The organism is Alterinioella sp. B-7, assembly GCF_056857775.1.
Genome location: NZ_JBSXNT010000017.1, coordinates 64747 through 89169, shown reverse-complemented (window position 1 = coordinate 89169; position 24423 = coordinate 64747). Strand labels below are relative to the sequence as shown.

The following is a 24423-nucleotide window of genomic DNA, read 5'->3' as shown; positions in this document are numbered from 1 at the left end:
ATGCGCCGCGGTACCGCCGAAATCGGGGAAGGCGACGGGTAGCGGCTGATCCACGAGGCCAGGCAAGCCTGTGGATGTTCTCTTGCGGTGAATACTCATTGCCCCGTCAGTATCAAAGGAATTCCACGGACGGGCCGAGGGCCTTCGAGCAGGGAGAGGAACGCGACGGATTGAAGGCCGCGACCGAACCCGCTCTATGTCGAACGATCACGCGCCCGGAAATCCTCCAGCAACGCATAGAAGGCGGGCAGCACCAGCAGGATCAGCACCGTTGCGGCAAGCAACCCGAAGACGACCGAGATCACCAGCGGTTTGAGCGTCTGCGCCTGGGTCGAGGTTTCGAGCAGCATCGGGGCCATGCCCATGATGGTGGTCGAGACCGACACGAAGATCGGTCGGATCCGGGCGCGCACGGCCTCGCTGGCGGCGTCGGTGGCTGAAAACCCCTCGGTCCGGCGCGCCTTGATCACACCGACGAGAAGGATCGCGTTGTTCACCACGATTCCGGCCAGTGACGCGGCCCCCACCAGCGACGGCATCGAGATGTTGTACCCCATGAGCGCATGGCCCCAGATCACCCCGAGAAAGGCCAGCGGGATGGTGACCATCACGATCAGCGGCTCGACATAGCTGCGAAACTGGAAGCTGAGCACGATATAGACACCGACCAGCCCGATCAGGAAACCCCGCAGGATCGAGGCGACGGTTTCCGCCGAATTCGCGGCCTGGCCGCCGACCTCGAAACCCAGGCGCGGGGTGTTGGCAACCAGATCGGGCAGGAAGCCCCCGGTCATCTGCGCGGTGATTGCGTCGGCGTTGCCGACCCGCCCATCGACATCGGCCGAGACGGTCACTGTGCGCACTCCGTTGCGCCGGGTGATGCCGCTCCAGCCGCGCGCCTCGGTGATGGTGGCGATGCTGGCCAGGGGTACGGTATCGCCTGCGGGCAGGGCGATCTCGAAGGCGCCCAGATCGGCGCGGGTGGCGCGGTCGGTATCGGACAGCCGCACCTCCAGATCCCAGGCCAGGTCGCCGCGACGGATCTCGGCAAGCTGTGTGCCGAGGAAGGCCGCCCGCAATTGCCCCGCGACATCGCCCGCGGTCAGCCCGAGCGCTTCGGCCCCCGGCGCGAGGCTCAGCCGCAGTTCGGGCGCACCGGGGCGCAGGTCGAGGATCGCGTTGCGCACACCGGCATAGGTCTCCAATTCGGCCAGCGTGGCGCGGCCTGCCGCCTCCAGCGTGGCGAGGTCGGGATGGGTCAGGCGCAGCTCCACCGCGATGCCCTGCGGGCCGATGCCCGGCTCGGTCAGGATCAGCGAGTTGACGCCGGGCAGGAGGCCGATTTCCGCGCGCCAGAGCGTGACGATCTCGTCAAGCGTGCTGGTGCGCGTTTCGGCCCCCAGTAGATCCACCCCGACCGTGGCGACATGCGCGCCGCTTTCGCCCGCCGACAGGTTGCGGCCCAACCGGGTGATGCGCCGGACCACGAGGGGCTGCGCGTCGGGCTGGCCGGGGGTGAGGCCGGCATTGACGCGCTCCAGCGCGGCCTCGACCTGGTCTACCGCCTCGATGGTGCGCGACAGCGGGGTGCCCGCGGGCAGCATCAGCCGCGCCTCCAGCACGTCGCCGTCGATCTCGGGCAGCGCCTCGCGCTTGATCACGCCGCCGCCCAGGGCCCCCACGGTGACGATCAGCGCGCCCAATGCCAGCCCCGCGACGAGCCAGCGCCAGCGGATCGCGGCTTCGGCCAGACGGCCCACGCCCTTTTCGCGCAACCTGTCGAACCCCGCATCGAAGCGGGTGCGGAAGCGCGAGGGGGCGGTGTCCTTCATCCCGCCCTTCAGGTGGTGCGGCAGGATCAGGAAGGCTTCGATCAGCGAGGCGGCGAGCGCCGCCAGCAACACGACCGGCAGAACCTCCAGCACGGCGCCCAGTTCGCCCGCCAGAAAGGCCAGGGGCAGGAACACGGCCAGCGTCGTCAGGAAGGACGAGATGACGCCGGGCATCACGGCTGCGACGCCCGCGGCGACGTTCTCCACCGTGGCGCCCTTGGCGGCATGCACCGCGATGGAATCCGCGATCACGATGGAATCGTCCATCACGATCCCGATCGCCATGAGCAGCGCCACCAGCGTCATCATGTTCAGGCTGAGCCCGGTCAGCGCCATCCAGAGGAACGCGCCCGCAAAGGCCACGGGCAGGCCCATCGCGGCCCAGATCGCGAAACCGGGGCGGAAGAACAGGCTCATGACCCCGATGACCAGAACCAGGCCGATCACGCCGTTCTGCACCAGCATCAACAGCCGGTCGCGGATGATGGAGGTCACGTCCTGAACCACCGCGACAGTGATCGTGTCGGGCAGGCGGGCCGTTTCCTCGGCCACCAGCGCCGCAACCCCGTCAAGCACGCGCAGCGCGTCGGCATCGCGCGCCTTGGCCACGTCGATGATGATTGCCGGCGTGCCATCGACAAGGGCGCGGTCCTGGGGTGGCTCGAAACGCTCCGCGATCAGCGCCAGGTCGCCGAGTGTCAGGGTCGCGCCATTTTCCAGCACCAGCACGGGAATGGTGGCCAGCGCGGTGGCCGTGTCGCGCTCGGCGGTGAAGCGCAGCGTCAGATCCGCGCCCGGACCTTCCAGCGTTCCGGCGGGCAGGTCGATGTTCTGGGCAGAGATCGCCGCGGCCAGGGCCGCAGGCGTCAGGCCGTGGCTTTCGAGCACGGCCCGCGTCGCGGTGATGGACAGCGTCCGGGTGCCGAGCCCGCCGCGGCTGACGCGGGTGACGCCGGGCAGGGCGGAAAGGCGGTCGGAGAAGGCGTCGGCGTAGAGGTCAAGCTCGCCCAAGGGCAGGTCACCCGAGATGGCGACCGACGTGACCGGGTCGGCGCGGTGCAATTCGCGCACGATGGCCGGATCGGCGCGGTCCGGAAAGGCATCAATCGCCGACACCTCGGTGCGCAGCGAATTGACGAAGCGCAGCGCGTCATTGCCCGGAGCCATGGTCGCCACGGCGCGGGCACGGCCGGTCTGCGCGGTGCAGGTGAAGGTCTCCAGACCCTCGACGCCCTGCACCCCATCCCAAAGCGGCGCGCAGATCGCGGTTTCGACATCCTCGGCGGCGGCGCCCCGATAGGGCACGATGATCTCGGCCTCGACGGCGCGGAAATCGGGAAATGTCTCGCGCAACAGGCCGGGGGCCGAAAAAAGGCCGGCGGCGAGGAACAACAGTAGCAGCAGGTTGCCCGCCGTCGGGTGGCCGGTGAACCAACGGATCATTCGGCCGCCTCGACAGGGGTGAGGGCCATTCCGGGGATGGCCGGGACGATGTCGTCGATCACCACGCGGTCGCCGGGGGACAGGCCTTCGGTGATGATGACACGCCCGTCCTGGGCGAAGGCGGTGGTGACCGGGCGCAGTTCCAGCAGATCATCGGGGCCGACCACGCGCACCATTCCGGCATGAAGGGCTGCTTCGGGGATCGCCATGACGCCCGTCAGGGGGGTGCCCTGGAACGTCAGGCCGACCTGCATGTTCGGAACAAGAGGCAGGCGTCGAGGCGGGTCGGCCCCCTCGTAGGGATCATCGACCGTGACCACGACGGGCACGGTGCGGGCGCGGGCATCCAGCGCCCCCTCGATCCGGACAACGCGGGCGGGCCAGATCTGCGCCGGATCCGACAGGGGGCTGAGCGTCACGTCGATCCGCGCGGCAGGGCCCTCGCGCATCATCTCGGCAAGGGTGGTGCCGACGGGGGCATCGCCCAGGAGGCTGCGAAAACTGTCGATCGCCAGATGCGCCACGACCTCGGCCGCCGCGATGCCGTCGGCACGGATCACCACCTGTCCGGGCGCGACGGTCTGGAACCTCTCGGCGTTTACCTCGGTCACGCGCAGGTCGAAAGGCGTCGTCAGCGCAGTGCGCTCGAGCGAGCGCCGCGCCCGCGCGATGGTGGCCTCGTTCCGCGCGATCTGCGCCGTGATCCTTGCCGCGCGGGACGGGATCAACGCCAGGCTGTTCTCGAGTTCCGCCACCGTGCGGCGGGCCAGGAGTGTCGCGCGCTCGGCCTCGTCGGCGCGGGCCTGCGGGACGGTGCCCTGTTCGGCCAGCCTGCGGGTGCGCTCCAGGTCGGCTTCTGCCAGGCGCAGCCGGTCCTGCTCCAACGCAAGAATGCGGGCTGTGTTCTCGGCCTCCGCGTCCAGCTGCGCGCTCTCGGCCTCCAGCGCCGCCAGGTCGGCCTGCGATTGCGCCAGTGCCAGCTCGTAATCGGCAGGGTCGATGCGCAGAACCTCGGTCCCTTCCGGGATCAGGCGACCCGGCTCCAGGTCGGGATGACGCCAGATCACCTCGCCCTGGACCTCGGCCACGGCAACCCAGGTCTCGGCGGCGTGCAGGTTGCCCCATGCCGTGACGGTGGGCCGGATGTCTTCCGCCGTGATCGTCAAGACCCGGACGGGCAGGGCGGGGGCCGCGCCCTCGACCCGCGCGGGGCCGGGGGCGGATGAGACCATCCAGACCGCCGCCGCAATCCCGAGCGCAATGGGCGGCAGAGCAAGGAGCGGGGCCAGGCGCATGCGATCAGCCCTGCGCCCGGCGCGTCCGCGCCAGTGTGCCATCGCGCAGGAAGACCTGATGACAGACCGCGCCGACAATGAGCATGCGGGAATTGCTGGTGGGGGCAGCGGCGGCAGGCATGGTGCGGATCCCTTTCGGGTGGACAATCGCGACTCGGGATTGTGGTTGCGGGTGACGACAGTGTATGTTAGCGAGTTATAACTCACAAGAGGGTACCGCATGGCCGGACGTCAAAGCGCGGAAGACCGGAAGGCGCAGATCGTGGCCGAGATGCTGCGCCTGGCCGACGAGATCGGGCCCGACCGCCTGAGCACCACCGATATCGCGCGCGCCATCGGCCTCAGCCAGCCCGCGATCTTTCGGCATTTTCCGACCAAGGGCGACCTCTGGCGGGCCGTCGCCAACGACATCGCGGATCGCTTGCAAGCTGACTGGGCCGCCGCCGAAGCGGGGGCCCGCGGCCCGCAAGCGCGCCTCAGGGCACTGATTGGCGCGCAACTGACGGCCATATCCGGGACGCCCGCCCTGCCGTCGATCCTGTTCTCGCGCGAGTTGCAGGTGGACAATCAAGGCCTGCGCGATGTGATCCGCGGGCTTCTCAGCGCGTTCCAGGGTCGCCTGGTCGCCGCTATCCGGGATAGCCAGACAACGGGCCAGCTGCGCCGGGACGTCAGCCCCGAGGATGTCGCCATCCTGCTGACCTCATTGGTGCAGGGTGTCGCGATCCGCTGGACACTGGGGGCGCGGAGCGGATCGCTGGTGCAAGAGGGCCTGCGCCTGTTCGAGGTGCAGATGGCGCTTGTCCGCGCGCCGCAGGACATGCCACATGACTAGCCCGCGCACAGGTTCCCGCGTTGCGGGTGGCATTGCCATCGCCTTCGGCGTTCTGACCCTGGTTTCGGGTGGCACGACGCTTCTGGGGGCGCTCGATATGGGGGCCGTGGTGGCCTTCGTGCTGTGGTTCAACACCGGGGCCGGGCTGGCCTATGTCGTCGCGGGCATCGGTCTGTGGCTCGGGCGGCATTGGGCCTTCCCCCTCTCGCTTGCGATCTTCGCGGCGACGCTTCTGGTGTTCGCGGGCTTCGGGTTTCACGTTGCCCGTGGCGGAGCCTTCGAGATGCGCACGGTTCTTGCCATGGCCCTGCGCAGTGCGGTCTGGGGGGGTATTGCCATCGTGGCATGGCGAATGCGGGACCACGAGCGATGCCGGACGGGGTAAGGCACGGACGCGCGACGAATACGGCGTGATGGCCTCGATATCATCCTCGACCACACCCACGGGATCGTCTGGCCGACCACAATCGGGGAGCAGCTCATGCCGGGCGCGTCACGGGGCCCGCTGCTTGTTCGGCGGCATTCGCCGCGCCGCGGCGGCAATCGTGATCACCACCGAGATCAGCATCAATGCCATGATTATCGAAAACGGGACCGCGACGACGATCATGACATCCCTGACCGAACCGACCCCACCCACCGCCATCACGGCGCCGGTGATCGCGGCGATGACCAGGGCCCACATGATCGAATGGATCGGGGTTTCGGACTGACCGCTGCCAGCAGCACCGATCGACTTGATCGCGATGATGGCCGCGGTCGAAGCCGCCACGATCAGGACCAGGAAAAGAAAGACGAGAACCGCTTTGAGAACGGTGGCCATGCCGGGAGAAAGCATGATGTTCACCGTCTCGTAGATGCGAAAGGCATGCTCGGCAGAAAGGATTGATCCACCGGCGGTCCCGTCCAATTCCAGAAGAAGCGCAGATCCTCCTGTTCCAGAAAACCAGACAATGCTCGCGGCTGTCGGGCCGAGAATGGCACAGAGCACAAACTCCCGGACGGTGCGCCCGCGCGAGATCCGGGCCAGAAACAGGCCGACAAATGGGGCACGGGCGATCCACCAGGCCCAATAGAATACGGTCCAGTCGCTCTGCCATTCGCGCTGTGCCTGACCGGCCCCGGACGCCGTGGCGTCATAAAGACCGGCCATCTGGGCCGGCAGGTTGCGCAGATAGGCCAGCGTCCCCTCGGAGGCTACATTGATGACCGCACGGCCACCGCCAAATATCACGAACACGCCGAGGATCGCGAATGCCAGGTAGACGCCCATCTGAGAGGTCCATTTTACCCCCCGGTCCACGCCCGAGACGGCGGACGCAATGGCCACCGAAATCGACACAACCAACGCGGTCAGCAATGCGATCAGCGGTGGGTTTCCTGCCTGGTCGGCGAAAAACCGGCTCCCCGTCAAGACGAAAAGGCCCGATGAGATCTGCTCGAGCCCGAGCACGATCGTCGTGATTATGCTCGAGATGATCGCGAGGATTGCGATGACGTCAATGGCATGGCCGAGACCCCCTTCGAGATGTTTCCCAAACAAAGGCGCAAGGCCCGAACGCATGGTCAGCGGCTGACCGTAGCGGTGGCAGGCCAGCCCGAGCGCAAGCGCGACCATGGCGTAGGAAGCCCACGCGGTCAGGCCCCAATGGAGGAACACGAACTGCATCGCGGTTGCCACGCCCGCCTCGGATGCGGGCAAGACCTGTCCGGCCATGATGTCCGGATTCTGCGCGAAGTGGGACATCGGCTCGCTCACCGAGAAAGCGAGGATGCCGGCACCGATTCCGGCACAAAACATCATCGACAGCCAGGATAGCGTGCTGTGTTGGGGCACTGACCCTTCAGGCCCAAGCCTGATCCGCGCCGATACCGGCAGACAGACCAGTACCAGGCAAAAGACCAGAACCGCTGCCAAGAGGAAGTTATACCAGTTCGCGAAGTAGGAAATCGTTGCGTCTTTCAGGAAGGTAAGCGCATCTCCCGACGCCTCGGGCAGCATCACCATGAAGATGACCATAATCAGAACGAGAAACTTGGCCGACATGGCGACCACGGGGTTGAACCCTTCGTAGATGCCCTGCTTGACAGTCCGGATTTCGAGACATGTGGTGACATTCGCCAGGGCGGATATGGAGGTCAGCGCGCCTGCGGCTGGCCAATGGATTCCGGCAAAGTTGTTACCGGCAAATTGGGTTCGTCTTGCCATTCGCAAATGTCTCCCCTTTTGTTCGGGCCGTTTCGGGATGGCCGCGCTTGCGCAGGGGACATCGGTTCGGCACCGGGTCGGCTATGGGAGCATTTCCACTGTTTTCGGGCCCCGTGTCCGTGATGTGGTTCACATAAGGCCATTCATTTTCTTGGTGTCAGGGGTATTGGACGATACCTGGGCCGGTCGCGAAACAGGTCACCATTCGGAAGAACAGGTTGGCATCGGGGGGGCGTGAGACCCAACGGGGACACAACAATCCGGCGGGTGCGAGGTGGAATACAGGCATGATCCCAGGCCGTGGTTCAGACCACGCCAGGGGCACCCAACTCGCAGAGGGCATCCAGGTCGCGCACCTTGATCCTGCCGCGGCCGATCTCCACGATGCGGCGTTCCTTCAGCGCTGTCAGCGATTTCGAGACGGTTTCCCTGGTGGCCCCGATATGTTCGGCAAGCTCGCCTTGGCCAATGCGAATGGCGCCGTCTTTCCCGACGGTCTGAAGCAGGTAAACCAGCCTGCGGGCCAGCCGCACGCCGACCGGCTGGAACGCGTAGTCGTTCAGTTCTTCGCTCATCCAGCGCAGGCGACCGATGGTGAGATACAGAAGGTCAATGGCCAGGTCCGGGTTGTTCCGGAGTTCTTCCTGAAGGCGGCTCCCACGGACCTTCAGGAGCCGCGAATGCGCTTTGGCGGTGACGGTCGCGCTGCGTCGCCCGCCATCAAAAAGCGCAATCTCACCAAACACGGTTCCGGGCTTGAGCAGGATATGCGCCAGCCTGCGACCGTCGCCGGACAGGGTGCTGATTTCCAGCAGCCCGTCGCGAAGCACATAGAGGGCATCCGCTTCATCGCCCTGCCGGAAGAGATCCTGGCCCTTGCGCAAGGTGTTCTCGGTGCCGAGTACGGCCAGCTTGTCCAACAGTTTGCCAGGCGCGGCGCGCGAGACGCCAAGAACGCCGGGAAACCGATCGGCATGTGGGTCGCTGCTGTCGCTCATCCCGAACAAACCTGGCATTGCGGCGCGGGCCTGGGTGGATGGTGCAGCGCCTCGCCCCGAAAACCGACCGCGGGTGGTTTCTTGCTGGCCGCGCTCACGGGGCGCTCAATTTCTGGTTCGCGGCGGTCAGTTTGGCATGCGTGTCCCGCGCGAGGCTGCCCTGGAGGTGAAGTCGCAATTCGGGGTTTTTCCTGCAAAGCTGGTTCAGCGTTTGCGCATCCACAGCGAAATAACGCGCCTTCCGGGCCAACGTAACCGTTGCGCTGGCGGGACCGCCGTCAAAGCAGGTCAGCTCTCCGATCACGCTTGGAGCCACCAATGTGCCGACGGGTTTGCCGCTTGCCGACACGTCGGCCATGCCATCGGACAGGAAATACAGGAACCCGATTTCTTCGCCCTGCGTGGTGATCTGGATGCCGGCATCGGCATCGACCCAGGTGCCGGCGGATAACAACTGCCGCGCATCGGGCGGGGCAAGGTCGGGAAACCAGGCCGCGATCAGATCCTGCTCTTCCTGGGAAAACCGGGCCCGGCTGGTCAAGAGGTAGTAGCGTGTCATGCCGACGATGCTGATCACAATCCAACTGATCTGGATAATCGCGGACCAGAGGTTAAATTCCGCTGTCAGAGACGCAAGGATAAACGCGGCTGCCAACAGGTTGAGCAGCGCGTAGGTATATCCGGCACCTCTTATCCTGCCGGTCTGAAGCGCGGCGTAAGAGCCGAGATACAAGGTGACGCCAAGAAAGCCCATGACTTCGAATGCGGCAGCAGGCAAGAGGTTCGACATGGTACGGTTACCCGTTCGGTTATAGGTTTCGGCGTTCGAGCGGATTGCAACTCAATGGGTGTTTTCGGGGGGTCTCGATCAAGTCCGCCAGGTGGCTTCAAACGATTGTTAACCCGTGATCGGTCGGCACTCCATAGGTTCGATATGCGCCGAAGTCTCCGGGCGTGATCAGAGCCCGGCCGATGCCCGTATCCCGGACAGCCGTTCGAGTTCCGCCGCAAGGCCCTCTTGCCTGAACAAACGCTCGGCCAGATCAAAGCTCTCGCGGGCGGGGTCGGCCTTGTTGGCAGCTGCAAAGATCAAGCCGAGGCAAGTGTGAGCGCGGGCGACGAACAACCCCTTGGGCTGATCGAACTGGGACAGAAGATCGCCCAGAAGGGCTTCGGCTTTTCTTCGCCCGGTCATCCGCAGGTAGATTGCCATGGCGATGTCGGCGAGACCGAGTTTGGGTGCCGGAGCGTCGATCTTGAGGTCACCGGTGATCGTCAGGAGAAGCTCTGCCCGGTGCAGCAAGAAGAAGCGGCGGGTTTCGACATGGCCTTTTGCCGCGATCATGGGTTCAATCCGCCGCAAGTGCCGCCAGCCACGCCAGATCCGTCCGTGCGCAAACAGGGCGAAACCGATTTGGATCGTCGTCGCATACCGCGACGTGAGTTCGCCGCGTTCCAAAAAATCGTCGTGGATGGTCTGACGCCGTTCCAGCGATCCGGGGATGCCAAGGGCGAGTTCGGCCGCGAGTTTCAAGCCTTCGAAAATCAGTCTCACTTCGCTGTTTGCGGGCGCGATGGCCAGCCCGGTTTCGGCCAGTGAGATTGTCGTATGGCTGTCATTGGCCTCTACCGCGTTCAAGGCGCGATTCCAAAGCCCGACCAGGTAGATATGGGTTTGGCTGTAGGGATCGCCGCGCGCCTCGATCTCGTCATTCACTTCGGATGCGCGGCGCAACATCCCGTGTGAACGATAGGCGGCCATCATGTGAAACATGCGATTGGCGTAGATCGCCGGATCGTGCAGGTCTTCGGTGAAGGCGCGCGTCTCCTCGAAGAGCCGTTCCACGTCTTCGATTTCGCAAAGCCCGCTGTCGCTCAGGGCGCGCATCAATACGATCTTGGCATAGGCGATGGTTCTCTGATGGCCAAGGCGGGTCGCCATCTCAAGCGCGTCGGTCGCCATCTGTCGGCTTTCTGCGAAATTCGACATGTGGCAATGCGCCTTGGCGGTCAGGATAAGCATCAAAGTCAGGGTGGGCGAGCCTTCGTCTGTGCGCAGGCGCGGCAGCCAGGTATCTGAAACCTCGATCACGGGCCTGAAGCGGTCCATCATGTCCAGGCAGCGCAGTTGCATCGACACCGCGTCTTCCAATTCGTCCTGCCCGAACTTGGCCGCATCCGCATTGATCAGGCGAAAGGCGCGATCCATGAGTGCGAGACAGCTTTCCAGCGCATAGAAACCATAAGCCTTTCGCGCGGCTTCCCGCAGATACTTGACGGCACGTTTCGGTTCGTCAGCCTTTTCGAAGTGATCGGCAAGGACATCGGCAATTCCGGTCGCCCGATCACCGGTAACGCTTTCCAGGGCTTGCGCCACGGAAAGGTGCATTGTCTTTCGGGTCGACGATGGAAGCGTGGTGTAGATCGAGTCGCGAAACAGAATGTGGCGAAACCGGCAGGTGCCCCGGGGATCGGTCGGATCGGGCTCGACAAGCCCCTCTGCCGCTTCGAGCAGCCGATCAAGATCCGCATCCGAAAGATCGGCCACCATTCCAAGCACGTCGCGGCGGAAGCTTCGCCCCTGCACCGAGGCCGCGCGCAACAGCCCCTTCGTGGCAGGTTCGAGCTGGTCAAACCGCGCCAGCGCAATGTTCTGGATTGCGCCAATTCGTCCGGCTTCGACTTCGCCGACGCGATTTGCCGCGTGGTGCAGAATCTCGATGGCGAAGAACGGGTTGCCCTCGGACTGCCGTGTCACCCGTTCGACAAGCTTTTCATCCGCTGCCTCACCGACAACGGAGCGGGCGATAGTCCATATGTCTGCGGCCTGCATCGAACCGGCCTCGATACTTTCGATGCGGTCTGTCGGCATCCGTTCGGGCCAGCCCACCGGCCGCGTGGTGCCCAATATGCGAAACGGGGCCGGAGCAGACTGTATCACCGCCCTGAGAACTTCCAGACTGAGCGGGTCAATCCAGTGCAGATCCTCCATCGCAATCAGGCTCCCCTCGTCCTGACCCAGTGAGATCAGGCCAGCAGTCAGGGCACGGAGCAGGGCGGTCTCGTCAAGCGAAACCGCCTCGGAATCCGACGACTCCTTTTCCGCAACCAGGGTGAGCAACACCTTTCGATCAGCCGGTTCGGAGGGCAGGATAGGGGCCAGACTGGATTGAAGCGCTTCGGTCGACATGCCGTCGTGCCAACCGCTGTACCCCCGCAAGATCTCGATCAGTGGGGCCAGCGGCCGGGCGGTCGTGATTGGATGGCAAGCCCCGACGATAAGCCTACGGTCACCCAGTCGGGCCGCAAACTCGCCCAGGATGCGCGACTTGCCAATGCCCGCCTCGCCGACGATCAGGCCCGCGGGGCGACGCCTGTAGTTCTCCGAGTGCCAGCGCATCAACTGGGCAAGCTCCGCGGCGCGGCCGACAAATTCCCCCCTGTTCCCGCCGACCCCTTTCGGCGGGCTGGGACCATCTGAAATCACCTCAAGCAATTGAAATATCGGAACCGGCGCGGCGAAACCTTTCAGCTCACGCGGGGGCAGCGGCGTGAAGTTTGCCAAACCCGCAGTGTCTATGGCGACACTTTCCGAGCAGATCACGCCGTTCGGGTCCGCCAATGATTGCAGTCGTGCCGCGAGATTGATCGTGTTTCCGCTGGCCCCGATTGTTCCATCCGTATCGCGCCGGGTGATCAGCACTTCGCCAGCCGCCAGCCCCACCCGAAGCTGGGGTGCAAGGCCAAAACGCGCCTTGTATTCCCAGGACTTGGCGCGCACCGCCTCGCATAGCTCGAGCCCGGACCGGCAGGCGGCCAGGGACGCGCGATCAATGGAGGTCGGCGCGCCGAACAGGGCGAAAAACCCGTCGCCCATGTCGTTGATGATCGTCCCACCATGAGCCGCCACGACGGATTGCGCGACGTCGAGGACATCTTGCAGAAGTAGAAAGCTTGCTTCCGGTCCGAGACGTTCGCTCATTTCGGTTGAAGCCAACATGTCGACCATCATGACCGTCGACAGCCGCAACTCGCTCTGCGTGTGCAGCTTCTTTGGCATTCCGACCTGAGGATCATCGGTATTACCAGCCATGGAAGCACCCGGTTTTGCGCGCCGCGCGGACACCGCTACGGTCCTTGGGTTCACGCTTCGGAGACCGCATCAGTCCGCGGCTGCGTCGTTGTCGAGAACCCGCATTATTCCGTCGAAAACATCCTTATCGGCGTGTTTGCCGATGATGCAATCATTATGCGCATATCCTTCGATCAGGGTCCGCGTGAACAAACCCGCGTCACCCGGCATTTTTTCCTTCAGCCATTGCTGCGTGTAATAGCCGCTTTCCGGCTGAACGATCTGGTTGATTGTTCCCGAGATGATGTGGATCGGCAGTTTCAGGCGTTCGGGATTGCACAGGTAGATATCTTCGCCCGTGCTCGACACCGCCATTCCGCGCTCCATGATCAATCCGAGCTGTTCAAAGGGCCTGGTGGCAATCTCGCCGAACATCTGCCGCATCGCGTCATGGGTCGCCTCATTCAGGTTCTTATGGGCGATGACCGGGCCATACAGGCCGTAAATGCGGTGACAGGTCGGGCTGTAGCAGACGTGATCAATGCCAAAGGGCGCATTCCAGTCGACGGAATTGTGCAATTCGTCGAGGGGGATCCGGTACCCCTCGGTTCCGGGTTGCGGCGATACCGGATTGATCTTCGGAATTCCGTCCTTGAGAAGACCCTTGATGGCCTCCCAATCGGGGCCGTCGCCCAGTTCGCTCTGGACGATGCCGGACAGGAACGGGGGGAAGCCATTGCTGAAGTCATGCGCGAGGCCCAGTTCGGATTTGACCACGTTGAACCAGTTGGCAGCCGGGTGGACGGTGAATTGCATCAACACCATCCGACGCACCTGTTCGGTCGGGACATGCCCGCCCAACAAAGCCATCTGCGCGGTCAGGGCGCCGACGCAATGGGCGACGATCTGAAGGGATTCCGCCTTTGTTTCACCCAGCACATGGGTCACCGCCCTGGGCCAGTCCTGGGCTGCGACATCGTCAAGCGTATAGTCCGTCTGCGTTGGCGTAACCCGGGGGCTGAGCCGGCTGTCGAACCCCCAGACGTCGTAATTCTGTTCCAACAGGCGCTTGACCAGCGACGTCTCGGTGGTCTTCAGGGCGAAGGTCAGCGATGTGGTCGACATGCCCGGCGCCAGCAGGATCGGCCCTTTCACCGGCTTGTCGGGATCGGGTGGCGGGAAATGGAACAACCGGATCGGTGGGTCGTCATCGGTCTTCGGAAGTGAAATCACCTTCAGCCTGGAGCCGCCATATTCCTCGCCATCTTCGGGCAGGGCCTTGAGCGTATCGTCGCTTTGTGACGGGAAATCCTCCATATAGGCCGGGAAACCGCCATAGGCGCGGAAAACCAGCCCTGCAAAAACCTGGGCGATCCCGGCGCCGAAATACGCCTCCAGCCCTGTCGCCAATTCGCTTGTCCAGTTGTCGCCGCCACTGGTCGCGCCCTTGTTCAGCAGGGTCAGAAAGGCGCTCTGCAGCAGCGTGGGCTTGGTCGATGTCCGTCTTGCCTTTGGCGGTTTCGCCATCGCCGCACCAAAGGTGGAGTTCGATATTGCCTGCGTGGCCTGATCTTCAAGATCCGAAACCGCAACGGCGCCTTCGAACCCGGTCCTGATGGTTTCCATCTGCGCGGCCAGATCCTGCAGGTCGAGCCTGATGATGCCTTGCAGAGGGGTGGCCGCACCAGCCGGTCCGACGGGTTCCAGATCAACATAGAGCGTGGTCAGATCGGTCCACCAGAAGGATCCGGGGGCCCGCCGCAGATACTTGGTGCCTGTCATGGTCCAGCTTGTCCCGGCCGTTTCTTCAGGCGTCAATGTACAGGTGTAGGTCATCAGCCAGGTTTCGACCGCATTTTCATCCGGCACCAGCAGATCGAATTTGCCATCCGTTACGGTGTATGTGACAGGGTCTTCGCCTTCCCCGGCAACAAGATCAACTGTTCCGCCAAGCTTGGCATCGGTGACAGATGCGATCACGTTGCCTTTCGCATCACGGCCGAGCGTGGACGGGGCGTCGACCGTGAAATCCGCCTGCAGAGACCGCTTGGCAGCATGGCCTAGCCCCGCGGCAACCTCGTAGGGGTCGCTGATGTCGTCGTCCTGGGAAACCCGGCGGTCAGAAATGTACCCACGCATGGTTTCGTCGAACCCGAAGCTGGGTGAAACATCGCCGAGCGCATCGAAAAATGCGTTCAGAAACGGTTGCAGGCTACCCTGCGATTGGCTCTCGCCGCCGGCCAGGAACAAGCCGCGCAGATCCTCGGCCAACTGCGCGAACCCGTTGCCAAGGTCACCATATTCGTAGGTGCCGTTTTCGTTCGACGGTATTGAAAACCCGACATCAATGAGGAACGAGGCGACGTCATTGAAGTTATAATCTGGTATCATGCCCACCAGGAACGCGGTGATTTCGGCTAGTATCGCTTTCCAGTTGGGCTCCTCTGCCTTGCAGGCTTCGGCGATTGTCTCGGCCAGCGTTGCAGCGGCACCGATGCCCATGGCGATCCTCGGCAAATCCAATCCGCCCTGCGCCGCCGGGTCGTCCGGGAGGGGTGGCGGGGCGGCACCGGCGTCGACCCGTTTTTCCGCTTTCTTCGGCGCGCCGACCAGTTGGTCCATCGCGCGTTCGGTGATCGCCGAAATCGTCAGCAGCGGATTGACGCCAAGCGCTTTGGGCACCACCGCGCCGTCGCAGACCAGGAGGGTTTCATGGATCGTATTCTGACCGTCACCCTTGTAGACCCGGCAATCCGCATCGGTGACACCGTCGGCATCACTGTCGGACATCGGGCAACCACCCAGCGGATGGACCGAGACGATGTTGCGGCCAAATTCCTTTTGCCAGATCGGGTTGGCGATGTAATTGGCCCAGATGGCGTCGGATGCTTCGGCCAGTTTCTCATTGTCGCGCATGAAAGACGGCTCGCTGCCCGCGCCTTCCCAGTCGACATGGACATAGCCCAGTTTCTTTGGGTCTTTCGGAATTTGGTATGTCAGATTTCCCGACGCGCTGTCATGCGACATCAGCAGATAGGACTGCATCTGCGTCATCACGCCCTCGTAGCTGAGCGTGGCCGGATCGCCGCCCGATTGCAGCGCCTCTCCCAACCCCTGCAACGCGCCTAGCCGGGCCTGTGTATCGGGGAAACCGGCGTAATCGGCGGTCAGCACATCTTGCAGGAAGAACGCAGGCGGATAGATGGCGGCCAACGGCCCTGGTGCGACACCGTCCTCGATCACCATGCCGGTCTCAAGTGGCTTGTCGTCAGCCATGTCCACGCGGATGACACCGGTGATGCAGGGTCCGGGCTGAAAAGCCGGCGAAACCGACGACCCGCTTCCGGCGGTATGGTCCAAGGGAAGATTGCTGCCCGCCCCGATACTGTAGAGCGGGGTGGCGGCCTGGTCCGAACCATTGCTGCCCGGCAGGTTGGCTCCAAATCCAAAACCCAGAACGTCGCCATTGGCCGAGAATTTGGTTCCCAGCGCTTTCGACAGGGGCAGCCCGTGCACATCCTTGGAACGGGCAAGAATTTCAGTGCTTCCCACAGCCCCGGCGGCCAGGATCACCATGTCGGCCGTGATGGTTTTCTGGGCCTGTCCATCGACCGTCTTCGACCGGTCGAGCACATGAACCTTCCAGCCGCCGCCCTTGACCGGCTGGATCGTGGTGACCTCGGTTTCGGTCACGATCTCGGCGCCCGCACGCTTGGCATCGGGCAGGTAATTCATCAGCAGGGTGTTCTTCGCACCGTAATTGCAGCCCGAACAGCAATCGCCGCACATGGTGCAGCCGGCCTGATTGAAACCGAACGCGTTCGGGCCTGCCTCGAACGTCACGTTGATTTCGGCGCGCTGGAAATCCTGTTTCATCGCCGCCGCGCTTTGTTCAAGCGCCTGCAGTTTGGGCGGGTTGTGTTCCTCGGGAAGCTCGATCGCGCCGAGGTTTGTCATCACCCTGGCAAAATGCGCCGACAGGACATTTCCGGGCGGTTCCGGTTCTCCGTCACCCTCGGCGGGCTTTTCGTCATCGCTCGGAAGATAGGCCCGGGGCCAGCCGGACTTGAACACCCGCATGTCGGGCTTGATCGAAACGCCCGCATTCACCAGAGAACCGCCGCCCAGACCGTTGCCGACGATGACATGGACGTCATCGTTGACCCGCAGTTCCATCATTCCGTTGGCATCCGGGTCAAGCGGGCCCTCGCGCGCCGTTATCACCTGCAATTCCTTGCGCGCGCCCACCAGATCCCTGGGGTATTGGCCGGGCAATATCTCGCGTCCGCGTTCCAGCAAGCAGACAGGCTGTTTCTCCGGTGCCAGGCGCGAGGCGGCAATGCTGCCGCCATAGCCCGATCCGACGATCACCACCTTGAAATGGGGCGACTGCGCTTGCGCGAACAATTCGTCGAGGGATATTGATATCGGCGCCATCGTGAAGCGTGTGCCCGTTTGATCCGTCACGATGTTCCCCCGGTTTCGTTCTCACGATCATTGCCCGTCTGGTGCTGCTCCATGATGTAGGCTTGCTTGACGCGATAGGCCTCGGCCGCCTTGGCGCTGAACGCATCCCAAAGACCCTGGTTGGCCGAAACCGCATGCTGCAGCCCCCGCGCCAACGGGTTCTTGTCGGGCGTGCCGTCTGCCGTGACAACCCGAACTCTTGAAGGCGCTGCATCGTCGGCCTGTTGCGGCACGTCGCAGACACGAAGCGATGCGACGTTCAGATCCTCGTCGATGAACACGGCCGCACCCCCGAGACGGGTGCCGAACATCGGTGTGTCCATATCCCAGCCGCCCGTGTTGTAGATCGCCGGTGGCGTGGCAAAGCCCGGGACGGTGACGCGTGTTTCAAACGGCTTGTGCGTATGTCCGAATATGAACGTCAGATCCTCGACCTCGGCACCCGGAAGTTCGTCGGATATCTGCCGTTGAACCGTGTCCGAGATATAGGTTTTCAAGCCCGCCAGACTGTCGGCGCCGAGGGTCTCGTGATAGCTGAAACGCTCCATCTGGCTGAAGTTGCCCAACGTGCTGTCGACAAAGGCCCTGGCGGCGTTTTCGGTCCAGGTCCGGGCCTTCGCCGTGTGCGGCAATGGCAGGCCCGCGGCCAGCTTTTCGGCCAGGATATGGGCCAGCCTGTGGTCGAACCGCAGATCCTGGCGCCCGGTCATCAGCGCGTGGAAAGCGCGCGTGATATCTGTGCCAAGCTCGCCATTGTCGCCGTCGGTGGACCATATGAAGTCGATCCAGCTGGAATTCAGCCGCTCAAGCGTTTCGGCGTCGAACGAGATATTTGGCGAGCCGTTCAGCAGCGATGTCAGCATCGACATCACCCGGTACATGGACTCGACGAAATGGCCATGGTGAAGGACGACCATCCGCTTGTTGTCGTCGGACCTTAACCCCATGTTCGGATAGAACGTTGTCGCCGGTTTGAACCCCTTGTCGGTCAGGATCCGATCCATCAACGCCGCCGCGGGCTGCGTCTGGGGGTCGGCAAAAGCAGGGGTGGTGTGCACGTATTTGTCGTCCGCCTCGGACGCGCCGATCATGTCTTGAAAGCGCGTTACCGTCCACAATTCGTGGTCGTGATTGCCGGGCAGGAAAATGAACGGGCCGAACGCATCGCCGGCCCCGGCATTCATGAGCGAGTCAAGAAACGCGCCGAACGTCTGGATGGAAGATTTGGGCGTTCCGAGGGACAGGTCGAATATATCGCCGAGCAGCACGACAAAGGGCAATTCCTCAGGCTGCGGAGCGGGGTCAAACGTTTCGAGTGTCTTGATCAGCGCCGCCGAAAACGCGTCACGCAAGGGACCGGCGCTTGTCCCGTTGCCGGAGGTTCCGTCAGTCGCAGGCGTATCGGTGAGCAGCGCCGAGTGCGATCCCAGGTGAAGGTCGGACAAACAGATGTATTTGATCTTCGATTTCGATGCATGCATTGAATTGCTTGTTGAAAACTCACCTTTTCCATCGCTCCGAACGGTAGTCTGAATACCTTGGTATGACCAAGACATTTCTGTCCTTGAGCCGACCCGGGGTCGTGTCAGTGGGCCTTGTGTTGCGACCGGTCAGGCCGGTGGGGGCGTTGTTGCGGAACGCCTGCCCGAGGCATGACTGCCCTTACCCCGCCGACATGCAGCGCGCCCCTGTTGCCCCGGTTTCCGAGGCGCGGGCCGCAGGTCGATATTGCGTGATTTCAATCTTGCCTAGCAGTTTTGTTTTTTGATAGGTATAAACGTGCCAAGCAAAAGGTGGAAGTGATAGGCATGACGCCTCTGAGCAGCATCGCCATGAGCGCCTATACCGACCTGGTGCGGCTTCTGAAGGATGACGCCTTGTCCGGTGTGGAGGGCAAACCGACCCTGAAAGAGCGGGGCGACAAGGGTTATTGGTACGCGGCGCGGCGTGTTGGCACCGAGATGCGGTTCATCTATATCGGCGAAGACAGCGACGAGACGCGCGCGCGCATCGCCCGCATCGAGGAGCTGCGCGCGACCGCAAAGGACCGGCAGGCCGAGCGGTCGCGGCTGGTCCGGCTCTTGCGCGCCGAAGGCATGACGCCCACCGACCGGGCGACCGGCGCCATCCTCTCTGCGATGGCCACGGCCGGCACCTTCCGCCTGGGCGGCACCATTGTGGGGACGACTGCGTTCCGGCTCTATGAGGGCGAGCTTGGCATCCGCCTGCCCCTGGGCGGCATGGCCAATACCGGCGATATCGACATCGCGCAGTTCGAAAAGCTCAGCCTCGCCTTGCAGGATCAGGTCGATCCGGGTCTGGCCGAGACCTTCTCGGCGCTGAAATTCGATCCGGTGCCCGGGCTTGCCAGGGCTCGGACCTGGCGATGGGCGCAGGGCGGCAGTGGCCAGTTGGTCGAGTTCCTGACACCGGCCTTCGGCGAGGAGACGATCCGCAACCTGCCCGCGCTTGGCGTCGGCGCGCAGGCGCTCAACTACCTCAACTTCCTGATTGCCGAGCCGATCTATGCGGCAGCCCTCTATCGGTCCGGTATTCTCGTGCAGGTGCCGCGCCCTGAGCGCTTTGCGATCCACAAGCTGATCATCGCCGATCGGCGGCGCGAGGGGGCAGGCAGCCTCAAATCCGCGAAGGACCGGGAGCAGGCGGGTTTCCTGATCGAGGCGATGGCTGAGGACCGTCCCGACGATCTGGCCCGGGCCTATACCACCGCGCGAGAGGTCGGGCCGCGCTGGCGCGCGCACATGGACACTTCGCTGAAGCGCCTGCCCGAGACCAGGACCATCCTCGAAAGCCTGGGCGCGTCGTCGTCAGGGCAATGACCGATCCCGTGCGTCGGGTCAGATAATGAACCTGTCCCAACTTCCATAATGTTCCTTGCTGCGCTTGCCGCGCGGCAGGCTGAGCGCGATGAGAGCGATCCCGGCGAGGATGCCGACAAGGCTGCCTGCGACCGTGCCGCCGTCCAGGAACCAGGGCGCGGTGATGAGCCAGAGGCCGAAGAGGATGTTGAGGAACCGCAAGGGCCGCGCGACCTCGGCCCAGGCGATGACCGCCGTGGTCAGGACCAATGCGCCGAGCAGGTGATCGCTGTTGGCCATTGCCGCGTCGTTGCCGAAAATCGCGCGCGACAGCATCAGGAAGGCACCGATCCCCGCACTCAGCCCGAGTGTCCATGGAACGGTGACGCCGCGCGCGCTTTGCCGGAAGACTTGCATCGGGCGCGCGTCGAAGCTCATTTCGCCCCCCGTCGTGCCGCCGGGCAGCGCATCGCCGCGGAAGAACGCGCGCCAGAACGGTCTGCCCCTGCGCGTGTTCCAGACCATGAACTGCACCATCGCGACGATCTCATCGAGCGAGAACGGGATCATGATCAGCATGGCCAGCGCCGCCATGAGGCAGATCGTGCAATAGGTGCCGATGGTGATCGGCTGGATGATGATGAAATAGATGCTGACCACGCCGAGCGGCCCGACCACGATCCCGAACAGCGCGACCATCCAGGGCATCGTGCGCCAGCGCAGGCGGCTGCCCATCACGCCCATCAATATCTCGAACATGTAGCTCATGGCGCCCAGGCCGCCATCGGCAATGGGCCAGGCTTTCGACACTTCCGAAGTGATGATGTATTCGGTCCCGTTCAGTGCGACGGGCGAGGAAAAGAACGGCTCCCACACGGCATCGACATGGCCGAGCTGATAGGCCGACAGAATGCGCGACAGGATGAAGCCCACGACACCGAGCGCGATGATCGGCAGGCGCTGGACATAGGTGGAGGGGCAATAGGTCCAGCCGGGCGGGATGTCGCTATCGTCCATCATCCCCTCGCGCGACATGCCCGGCATCATCGGGATCAGGATCGTCAGGGCGACCACCAGCGCGCCGATCAGCGTGTCATTGGCATAGACGGCCGCATCCGGCGTCCAGAACACCAGCGGCGCGGCCAGCAGCCAGACGCCGAGCGCGGCATTCGCCCATTGCGCCCAACCGTTGCCGGGGCGCAGCGACAGGGCGGCAAAGACCATGATGGCCAGCCCGGTGAAGACATCGTTCCACGCGGTCAGCCAGCTGCGGGTCGCGGCGGCCCAGAGGCCGCGATCCTCCGTCACGCGAAGGACCGCCGCGCTGAATTCGGTCTGGTCGAAAGTGCCGAACACCGATGGCGCGGTGGCCAGCCACAGGCCGAGAGCCATGACCAGCCAATGCACCCAGAGCATCGAGAAATGCATCTGCCGCATGTGTTGATCATGCTCGCGCATGGCGGTGTCCGCGTCTGCCTCGGTCGGCGCCTCCTCGGTCGCCTCTTCCGCGGCGGCGGTCTCGACCTTGGCCGCCGAAACGCGGGCGGCGTTCAATCCGTTCGCCTCATACCATCCGTAGGGGTCGTCCTTCAGGCGCTGAAGGATGCCCGGCATATCGTCGCGCAGGCTGTGTTCGGGCGTCCAGTTCAGGTGCTTTTTCGCCGCCGACAGGTCAAGCTCGTAGTGGTCGCTGGAAATATCGACCATCCAGGCCTGGATGAAGGCATCCTCGCCGAAGACCTCGTTTTCCGTCCAGGCCCCGAGCTTGGCCAGTTGCGGCGGCATGTTCCAGGTGATCCAGTCTTCGCCATGCAGCTCGCGCCCGATCAGCCGCTGCAAGTCTCCGAACGGGATCGGGTCGGTTTCACCCAGAAGCACGGGAAAGACGTCCGGCAGTTTGGCCCGCCGGTCAACGATGCGGTCCACCGCGTCGAGGAAATCATCCAGGTGCAGAAACGCCTGCCCGCGCGACAGATCACCCGGATAGACCTTGCCGTTGAAGCGTCGTTCGTGAATGCGCGCGATCTGGTGGGCCAGGAACGCCGATTTTCCGGTGTCGTCATAGATACCGGCGGGGCGCATCAGCACGAGTTTCTCATCGCCCCGCTCCTCGCGCAGCACCTTCTCCGTGCGCACCTTCGATGCGCGGTAGGGAAACTTGGGTTCGAGAGGATGATCCTCGTCTATCGGTTCCCCCGGCTCGGTCGGCGCATGGGCCAGCATGGTGGAGGCAAAGACGAACTGTTCCAGCTCGAACGCCTGAAGCCCCTTCAGCAGCCGCCGTGAACCCTCGACCGTGACGGCATCATAGGCGGGATTATCCTCGCCGCTGAGATCGAAATAGCCCGCAAGGTGAATGCAGGCGGCGATCCGGTCGCCATAGGCCAGCCGCACACGATCAAGCGCGGTATCGACGCTTGCCTGATCGGTGATGTCGAAACAGACACATTCGGCCTGATGCGGCGGGTGCGGCGGCGCGTACCGGTCAAGCCCGACGACCCGGTAGGTTCCGTGCAACCGGCGCACCACGGCGGACCCGAGATACCCGCTCGACCCTGTGACAATTACGACAGGCTTGTTGTCATCCGACATGGTGCTGCTCCGGCTTCAAGCTATGTGCGCAGGAATTTCACCAGCGCCGAGAGCGCGAGACCCAGAGCCACCACGACCAATTGCCAGGCGATTCCCACGCCGGGCATCATGCCGTCCCCCATCATTCCGCCATCGACCATGGATCCCGCCCTTCGTTCGAATTCCATGGGTTCCCAACGATCGCGTCGGCATCTGGTTCCAATTTCCAGCGCCGGACGGATGGACGCAGCGTTTGCGAGTCATGTTGATCGCTACAGACCGCCTTCGACGATGGGCAATGCCCCGTCTAGACGGTCTGGTTCATGTTTTCGCCCCTGGCTGACGACCGCACATCGGGACGGTCGCCGGATCAGGGGGCCGGGATCACACCTTGTTGGAGGCGTCGCTCGAATAGGCGAAAGGGTTGATCCTGTCCTCGGATCAGACCGTGTTCACCTTGGGATAAAGGAAGACCTGCGCGCCGATCTCGACGCGGGGGTAGAGGTCGATGACATGCTCATTGGTCAGGCGGGCGCAGCCGTTCGACACGGCGGTGCCGATGGTGGCAGGCGCGTTGGTGCCGTGGATCCGCAGGTAAGTATCGTGCCCGTCCGCATCGTAGAGATAGAGCGCCCGCGCGCCGAGCGGGTTCTCCGGCCCGCCGGGGACACCGTCGGCGAAGCGGGCATAGCGTCCGGGTTCGCGCCGGATCATCGCATCCGTCGGCCGCCACCTCGGCCATTCCGCCTTGCGTTGCACGGTGAAGGTGCCGGCCTCGTAAAGGTTCGCGCGACCGACACCGACGCCGTAGCGGATGGCCAATCCGCGATCCAACATGAAATAGAGGAAAAAATCGTCCGGTGTGACGTGAATATCGCCGGCCAGCCAATCGGTCCGATAGGTATTGACGAGTTGCGGCAGGAAGCGTTCGGGCAGGGTGGCGGGATGCGCCAAACTGCCGGTCGCGCCGAGGGCCGCGGTTGCGCCGATGCCGGCAATGAAGGCCCGACGGGCCGTGTCCATGGTCATAATTTTTTCCTTTCTATCAATTGTTGGGACAGCGGGGCCAACCGCCCTAACAATCCCAGCTTCGCTTCTCTTCCTTTCACATGGCCGTCCTGGCCTTGTCCTTCGTTACCAGCGCCTACTGCGCCTGTTCCTCACGCACCTCGTCCACCAATCGCTGAAGAACCTCCTGTTCCACCGCGCCCGGAACCAGGTTTTGACCCAGAATGAATGTCGGCGTTCCCGTGATGCCCAGAAGATCGGCAAGCCGCATCGAGGTCTCGATATGCTCCGCGACCTCGGGGGACTCCATGTCGGCGCGCAACTGGTCGATATCCAGGCCGATCTCGGCCGCGATGGTCAGGACCGAGCGTTCCTCGGCGCGGCCGCTCATGTCCATCATGGCCCAGTGAAACTCCTCGTAGAGCCCCTGTTGGCGCGATGCGAGGGCTGCGCGGGCGGCAAAGACCGAACCTTCGCCGAGGATCGGCCACTCGCGATAGACCAGGCGGATACCGGGATCGGCCTCGACCAGGTTTTCGATGGTCGGTGCGGCGCGGCGGCAATAGGGGCAGTTGTAATCGAAGAATTCCACGATGGTGACATCGCCATCCGCGTTGGCCAGCACGGGCGCGTTGGGATCCTGTTCGAGCTGCTCGCGCTGTGCGGCGATCATGTCGGCGCTGCCGGTCACCCGGTCCTGCGCTGCACGTTCTTCCAGGATTGCGATGGCCTCCACCAGAATCTCGGGGTTTGCCAGGATGGTCTCGCGCACCAGTTCGCGCACGCGATCCTCGGTCAGGGCGTCCTGGGCCGTTGCGGCAAGTGGCAGGACAAGCAGCAATGCAGCGACGAAAATTCGTTTGATCAAGGTCAT

Annotated in this window: 15 protein-coding genes; 3 read left to right on the top strand and 12 right to left on the bottom strand. The window is 63.6% G+C overall.

The genetic code is table 11. The features are described 5' to 3' along the window. Positions 1-194 precede the first annotated feature (194 nt). Entirely contained in the window at positions 195-3275 is a 3081-nt protein-coding gene (locus AC13C7_RS01855; protein WP_482866437.1) for an efflux RND transporter permease subunit, read from the bottom strand. After that, positions 3272-4570 (bottom strand): efflux RND transporter periplasmic adaptor subunit, encoded by a 1299-nt coding sequence (locus AC13C7_RS01850; protein ID WP_482866436.1) that lies wholly within the window; start codon positions 4568-4570, stop codon positions 3272-3274. The genes AC13C7_RS01855 and AC13C7_RS01850 overlap by 4 nt, the downstream gene beginning before the upstream one ends. 220 nt (positions 4571-4790) lie before the next feature. Here AC13C7_RS01850 and AC13C7_RS01845 point away from each other — a divergent pair, with 220 nt between their 5' ends. Then, positions 4791-5405, top strand: a complete 615-nt coding sequence (locus AC13C7_RS01845; RefSeq protein ID WP_446117458.1) for a TetR/AcrR family transcriptional regulator — start codon at positions 4791-4793, stop codon at positions 5403-5405. After that, positions 5398-5790: a hypothetical protein gene (locus tag AC13C7_RS01840; RefSeq protein ID WP_172321137.1), complete on the top strand. Its 393-nt coding sequence runs from the start codon at positions 5398-5400 to the stop codon at positions 5788-5790. Before AC13C7_RS01845 ends, AC13C7_RS01840 begins: the two co-directional genes overlap by 8 nt. Before the next feature lie 108 nt (positions 5791-5898). On the opposite strand, the gene AC13C7_RS01835 is transcribed toward AC13C7_RS01840, so the two are convergent. The 6 genes from AC13C7_RS01835 to AC13C7_RS01810 all read right to left on the bottom strand — a co-directional run bounded on the left by AC13C7_RS01835 (position 5899) and on the right by AC13C7_RS01810 (position 18632). Further along, positions 5899-7614, bottom strand: coding sequence for a BCCT family transporter (locus AC13C7_RS01835; RefSeq protein WP_482866435.1), 1716 nt, complete (start codon positions 7612-7614; stop codon positions 5899-5901). Positions 7615-7919: 305 nt separating this feature from the next. After that, entirely contained in the window at positions 7920-8612 is a 693-nt protein-coding gene (locus tag AC13C7_RS01830) for a Crp/Fnr family transcriptional regulator (protein ID WP_482866434.1), read from the bottom strand. A 94-nt stretch (positions 8613-8706) separates the two neighbouring features. After that, positions 8707-9402 carry a cyclic nucleotide-binding domain-containing protein gene (locus tag AC13C7_RS01825; RefSeq protein WP_482866433.1) on the bottom strand — a complete coding sequence of 232 codons (696 nt, stop codon included), beginning with the start codon at positions 9400-9402 and terminating at the stop codon, positions 8707-8709. Between the two features lie 168 nt (positions 9403-9570). Next, the gene (locus AC13C7_RS01820; protein ID WP_482866432.1) at positions 9571-12705 is read right to left on the bottom strand and encodes an ATP-binding protein; all 3135 of its coding nucleotides are present in this window, start codon (positions 12703-12705) and stop codon (positions 9571-9573) included. A 69-nt stretch (positions 12706-12774) separates the two neighbouring features. Next, a complete protein-coding gene (locus AC13C7_RS01815) occupies positions 12775-16860 on the bottom strand; it encodes a GMC family oxidoreductase N-terminal domain-containing protein (RefSeq protein WP_482866445.1) in 4086 nt (1361 codons plus the stop codon). A 287-nt stretch (positions 16861-17147) separates the two neighbouring features. Continuing rightward, complete coding sequence (locus AC13C7_RS01810; RefSeq protein ID WP_482866431.1) at positions 17148-18632, bottom strand: metallophosphoesterase; 1485 nt, start codon at positions 18630-18632, stop codon at positions 17148-17150. 327 nt (positions 18633-18959) lie between these two features. Between AC13C7_RS01810 and AC13C7_RS01805 the strand changes: the two genes are divergently transcribed. Beyond that, entirely contained in the window at positions 18960-19991 is a 1032-nt protein-coding gene (locus AC13C7_RS01805) for a nucleotidyltransferase family protein (RefSeq protein WP_482866430.1), read from the top strand. Positions 19992-20009: 18 nt separating this feature from the next. Here AC13C7_RS01805 and AC13C7_RS01800 read toward each other — a convergent pair whose 3' ends face one another. The 4 genes from AC13C7_RS01800 to AC13C7_RS01785 all read right to left on the bottom strand — a co-directional run bounded on the left by AC13C7_RS01800 (position 20010) and on the right by AC13C7_RS01785 (position 24423). Beyond that, positions 20010-22562 carry an NAD-dependent epimerase/dehydratase family protein gene (locus AC13C7_RS01800; protein WP_482866429.1) on the bottom strand — a complete coding sequence of 851 codons (2553 nt, stop codon included), beginning with the start codon at positions 22560-22562 and terminating at the stop codon, positions 20010-20012. Between the two features lie 20 nt (positions 22563-22582). Further along, complete coding sequence (locus AC13C7_RS01795) at positions 22583-22729, bottom strand: hypothetical protein (protein ID WP_172321058.1); 147 nt, start codon at positions 22727-22729, stop codon at positions 22583-22585. 253 nt (positions 22730-22982) lie between these two features. Next, positions 22983-23564, bottom strand: coding sequence for a L,D-transpeptidase (locus AC13C7_RS01790; protein ID WP_172321149.1), 582 nt, complete (start codon positions 23562-23564; stop codon positions 22983-22985). A gap of 121 nt (positions 23565-23685) precedes the next feature. Next, on the bottom strand, positions 23686-24423 hold the full coding sequence (locus tag AC13C7_RS01785) for a DsbA family protein (RefSeq protein ID WP_482866428.1): 738 nt from the start codon (positions 24421-24423) through the stop codon (positions 23686-23688).

What these genes read in the sequence shown, in the direction of transcription:
- AC13C7_RS01855 (WP_482866437.1), bottom strand. Translation starts at nt 3,275, where the DNA reads ATGATCCGTTGGTTCACCGGCCACCCGACGGCGGGCAACCTGCTGCTA.
- AC13C7_RS01850 (WP_482866436.1), bottom strand. Translation starts at nt 4,570, where the DNA reads ATGCGCCTGGCCCCGCTCCTTGCTCTGCCGCCCATTGCGCTCGGGATT.
- AC13C7_RS01845 (WP_446117458.1), top strand. Translation starts at nt 4,791, where the DNA reads ATGGCCGGACGTCAAAGCGCGGAAGACCGGAAGGCGCAGATCGTGGCC.
- AC13C7_RS01840 (WP_172321137.1), top strand. Translation starts at nt 5,398, where the DNA reads ATGACTAGCCCGCGCACAGGTTCCCGCGTTGCGGGTGGCATTGCCATC.
- AC13C7_RS01835 (WP_482866435.1), bottom strand. Translation starts at nt 7,614, where the DNA reads ATGGCAAGACGAACCCAATTTGCCGGTAACAACTTTGCCGGAATCCAT.
- AC13C7_RS01830 (WP_482866434.1), bottom strand. Translation starts at nt 8,612, where the DNA reads ATGAGCGACAGCAGCGACCCACATGCCGATCGGTTTCCCGGCGTTCTT.
- AC13C7_RS01825 (WP_482866433.1), bottom strand. Translation starts at nt 9,402, where the DNA reads ATGTCGAACCTCTTGCCTGCTGCCGCATTCGAAGTCATGGGCTTTCTT.
- AC13C7_RS01820 (WP_482866432.1), bottom strand. Translation starts at nt 12,705, where the DNA reads ATGGCTGGTAATACCGATGATCCTCAGGTCGGAATGCCAAAGAAGCTG.
- AC13C7_RS01815 (WP_482866445.1), bottom strand. Translation starts at nt 16,860, where the DNA reads ATGGAACTGCGGGTCAACGATGACGTCCATGTCATCGTCGGCAACGGT.
- AC13C7_RS01810 (WP_482866431.1), bottom strand. Translation starts at nt 18,632, where the DNA reads ATGCATGCATCGAAATCGAAGATCAAATACATCTGTTTGTCCGACCTT.
- AC13C7_RS01805 (WP_482866430.1), top strand. Translation starts at nt 18,960, where the DNA reads ATGACGCCTCTGAGCAGCATCGCCATGAGCGCCTATACCGACCTGGTG.
- AC13C7_RS01800 (WP_482866429.1), bottom strand. Translation starts at nt 22,562, where the DNA reads ATGTCGGATGACAACAAGCCTGTCGTAATTGTCACAGGGTCGAGCGGG.
- AC13C7_RS01795 (WP_172321058.1), bottom strand. Translation starts at nt 22,729, where the DNA reads ATGGAATTCGAACGAAGGGCGGGATCCATGGTCGATGGCGGAATGATG.
- AC13C7_RS01790 (WP_172321149.1), bottom strand. Translation starts at nt 23,564, where the DNA reads ATGGACACGGCCCGTCGGGCCTTCATTGCCGGCATCGGCGCAACCGCG.
- AC13C7_RS01785 (WP_482866428.1), bottom strand. Translation starts at nt 24,423, where the DNA reads ATGACCTTGATCAAACGAATTTTCGTCGCTGCATTGCTGCTTGTCCTG.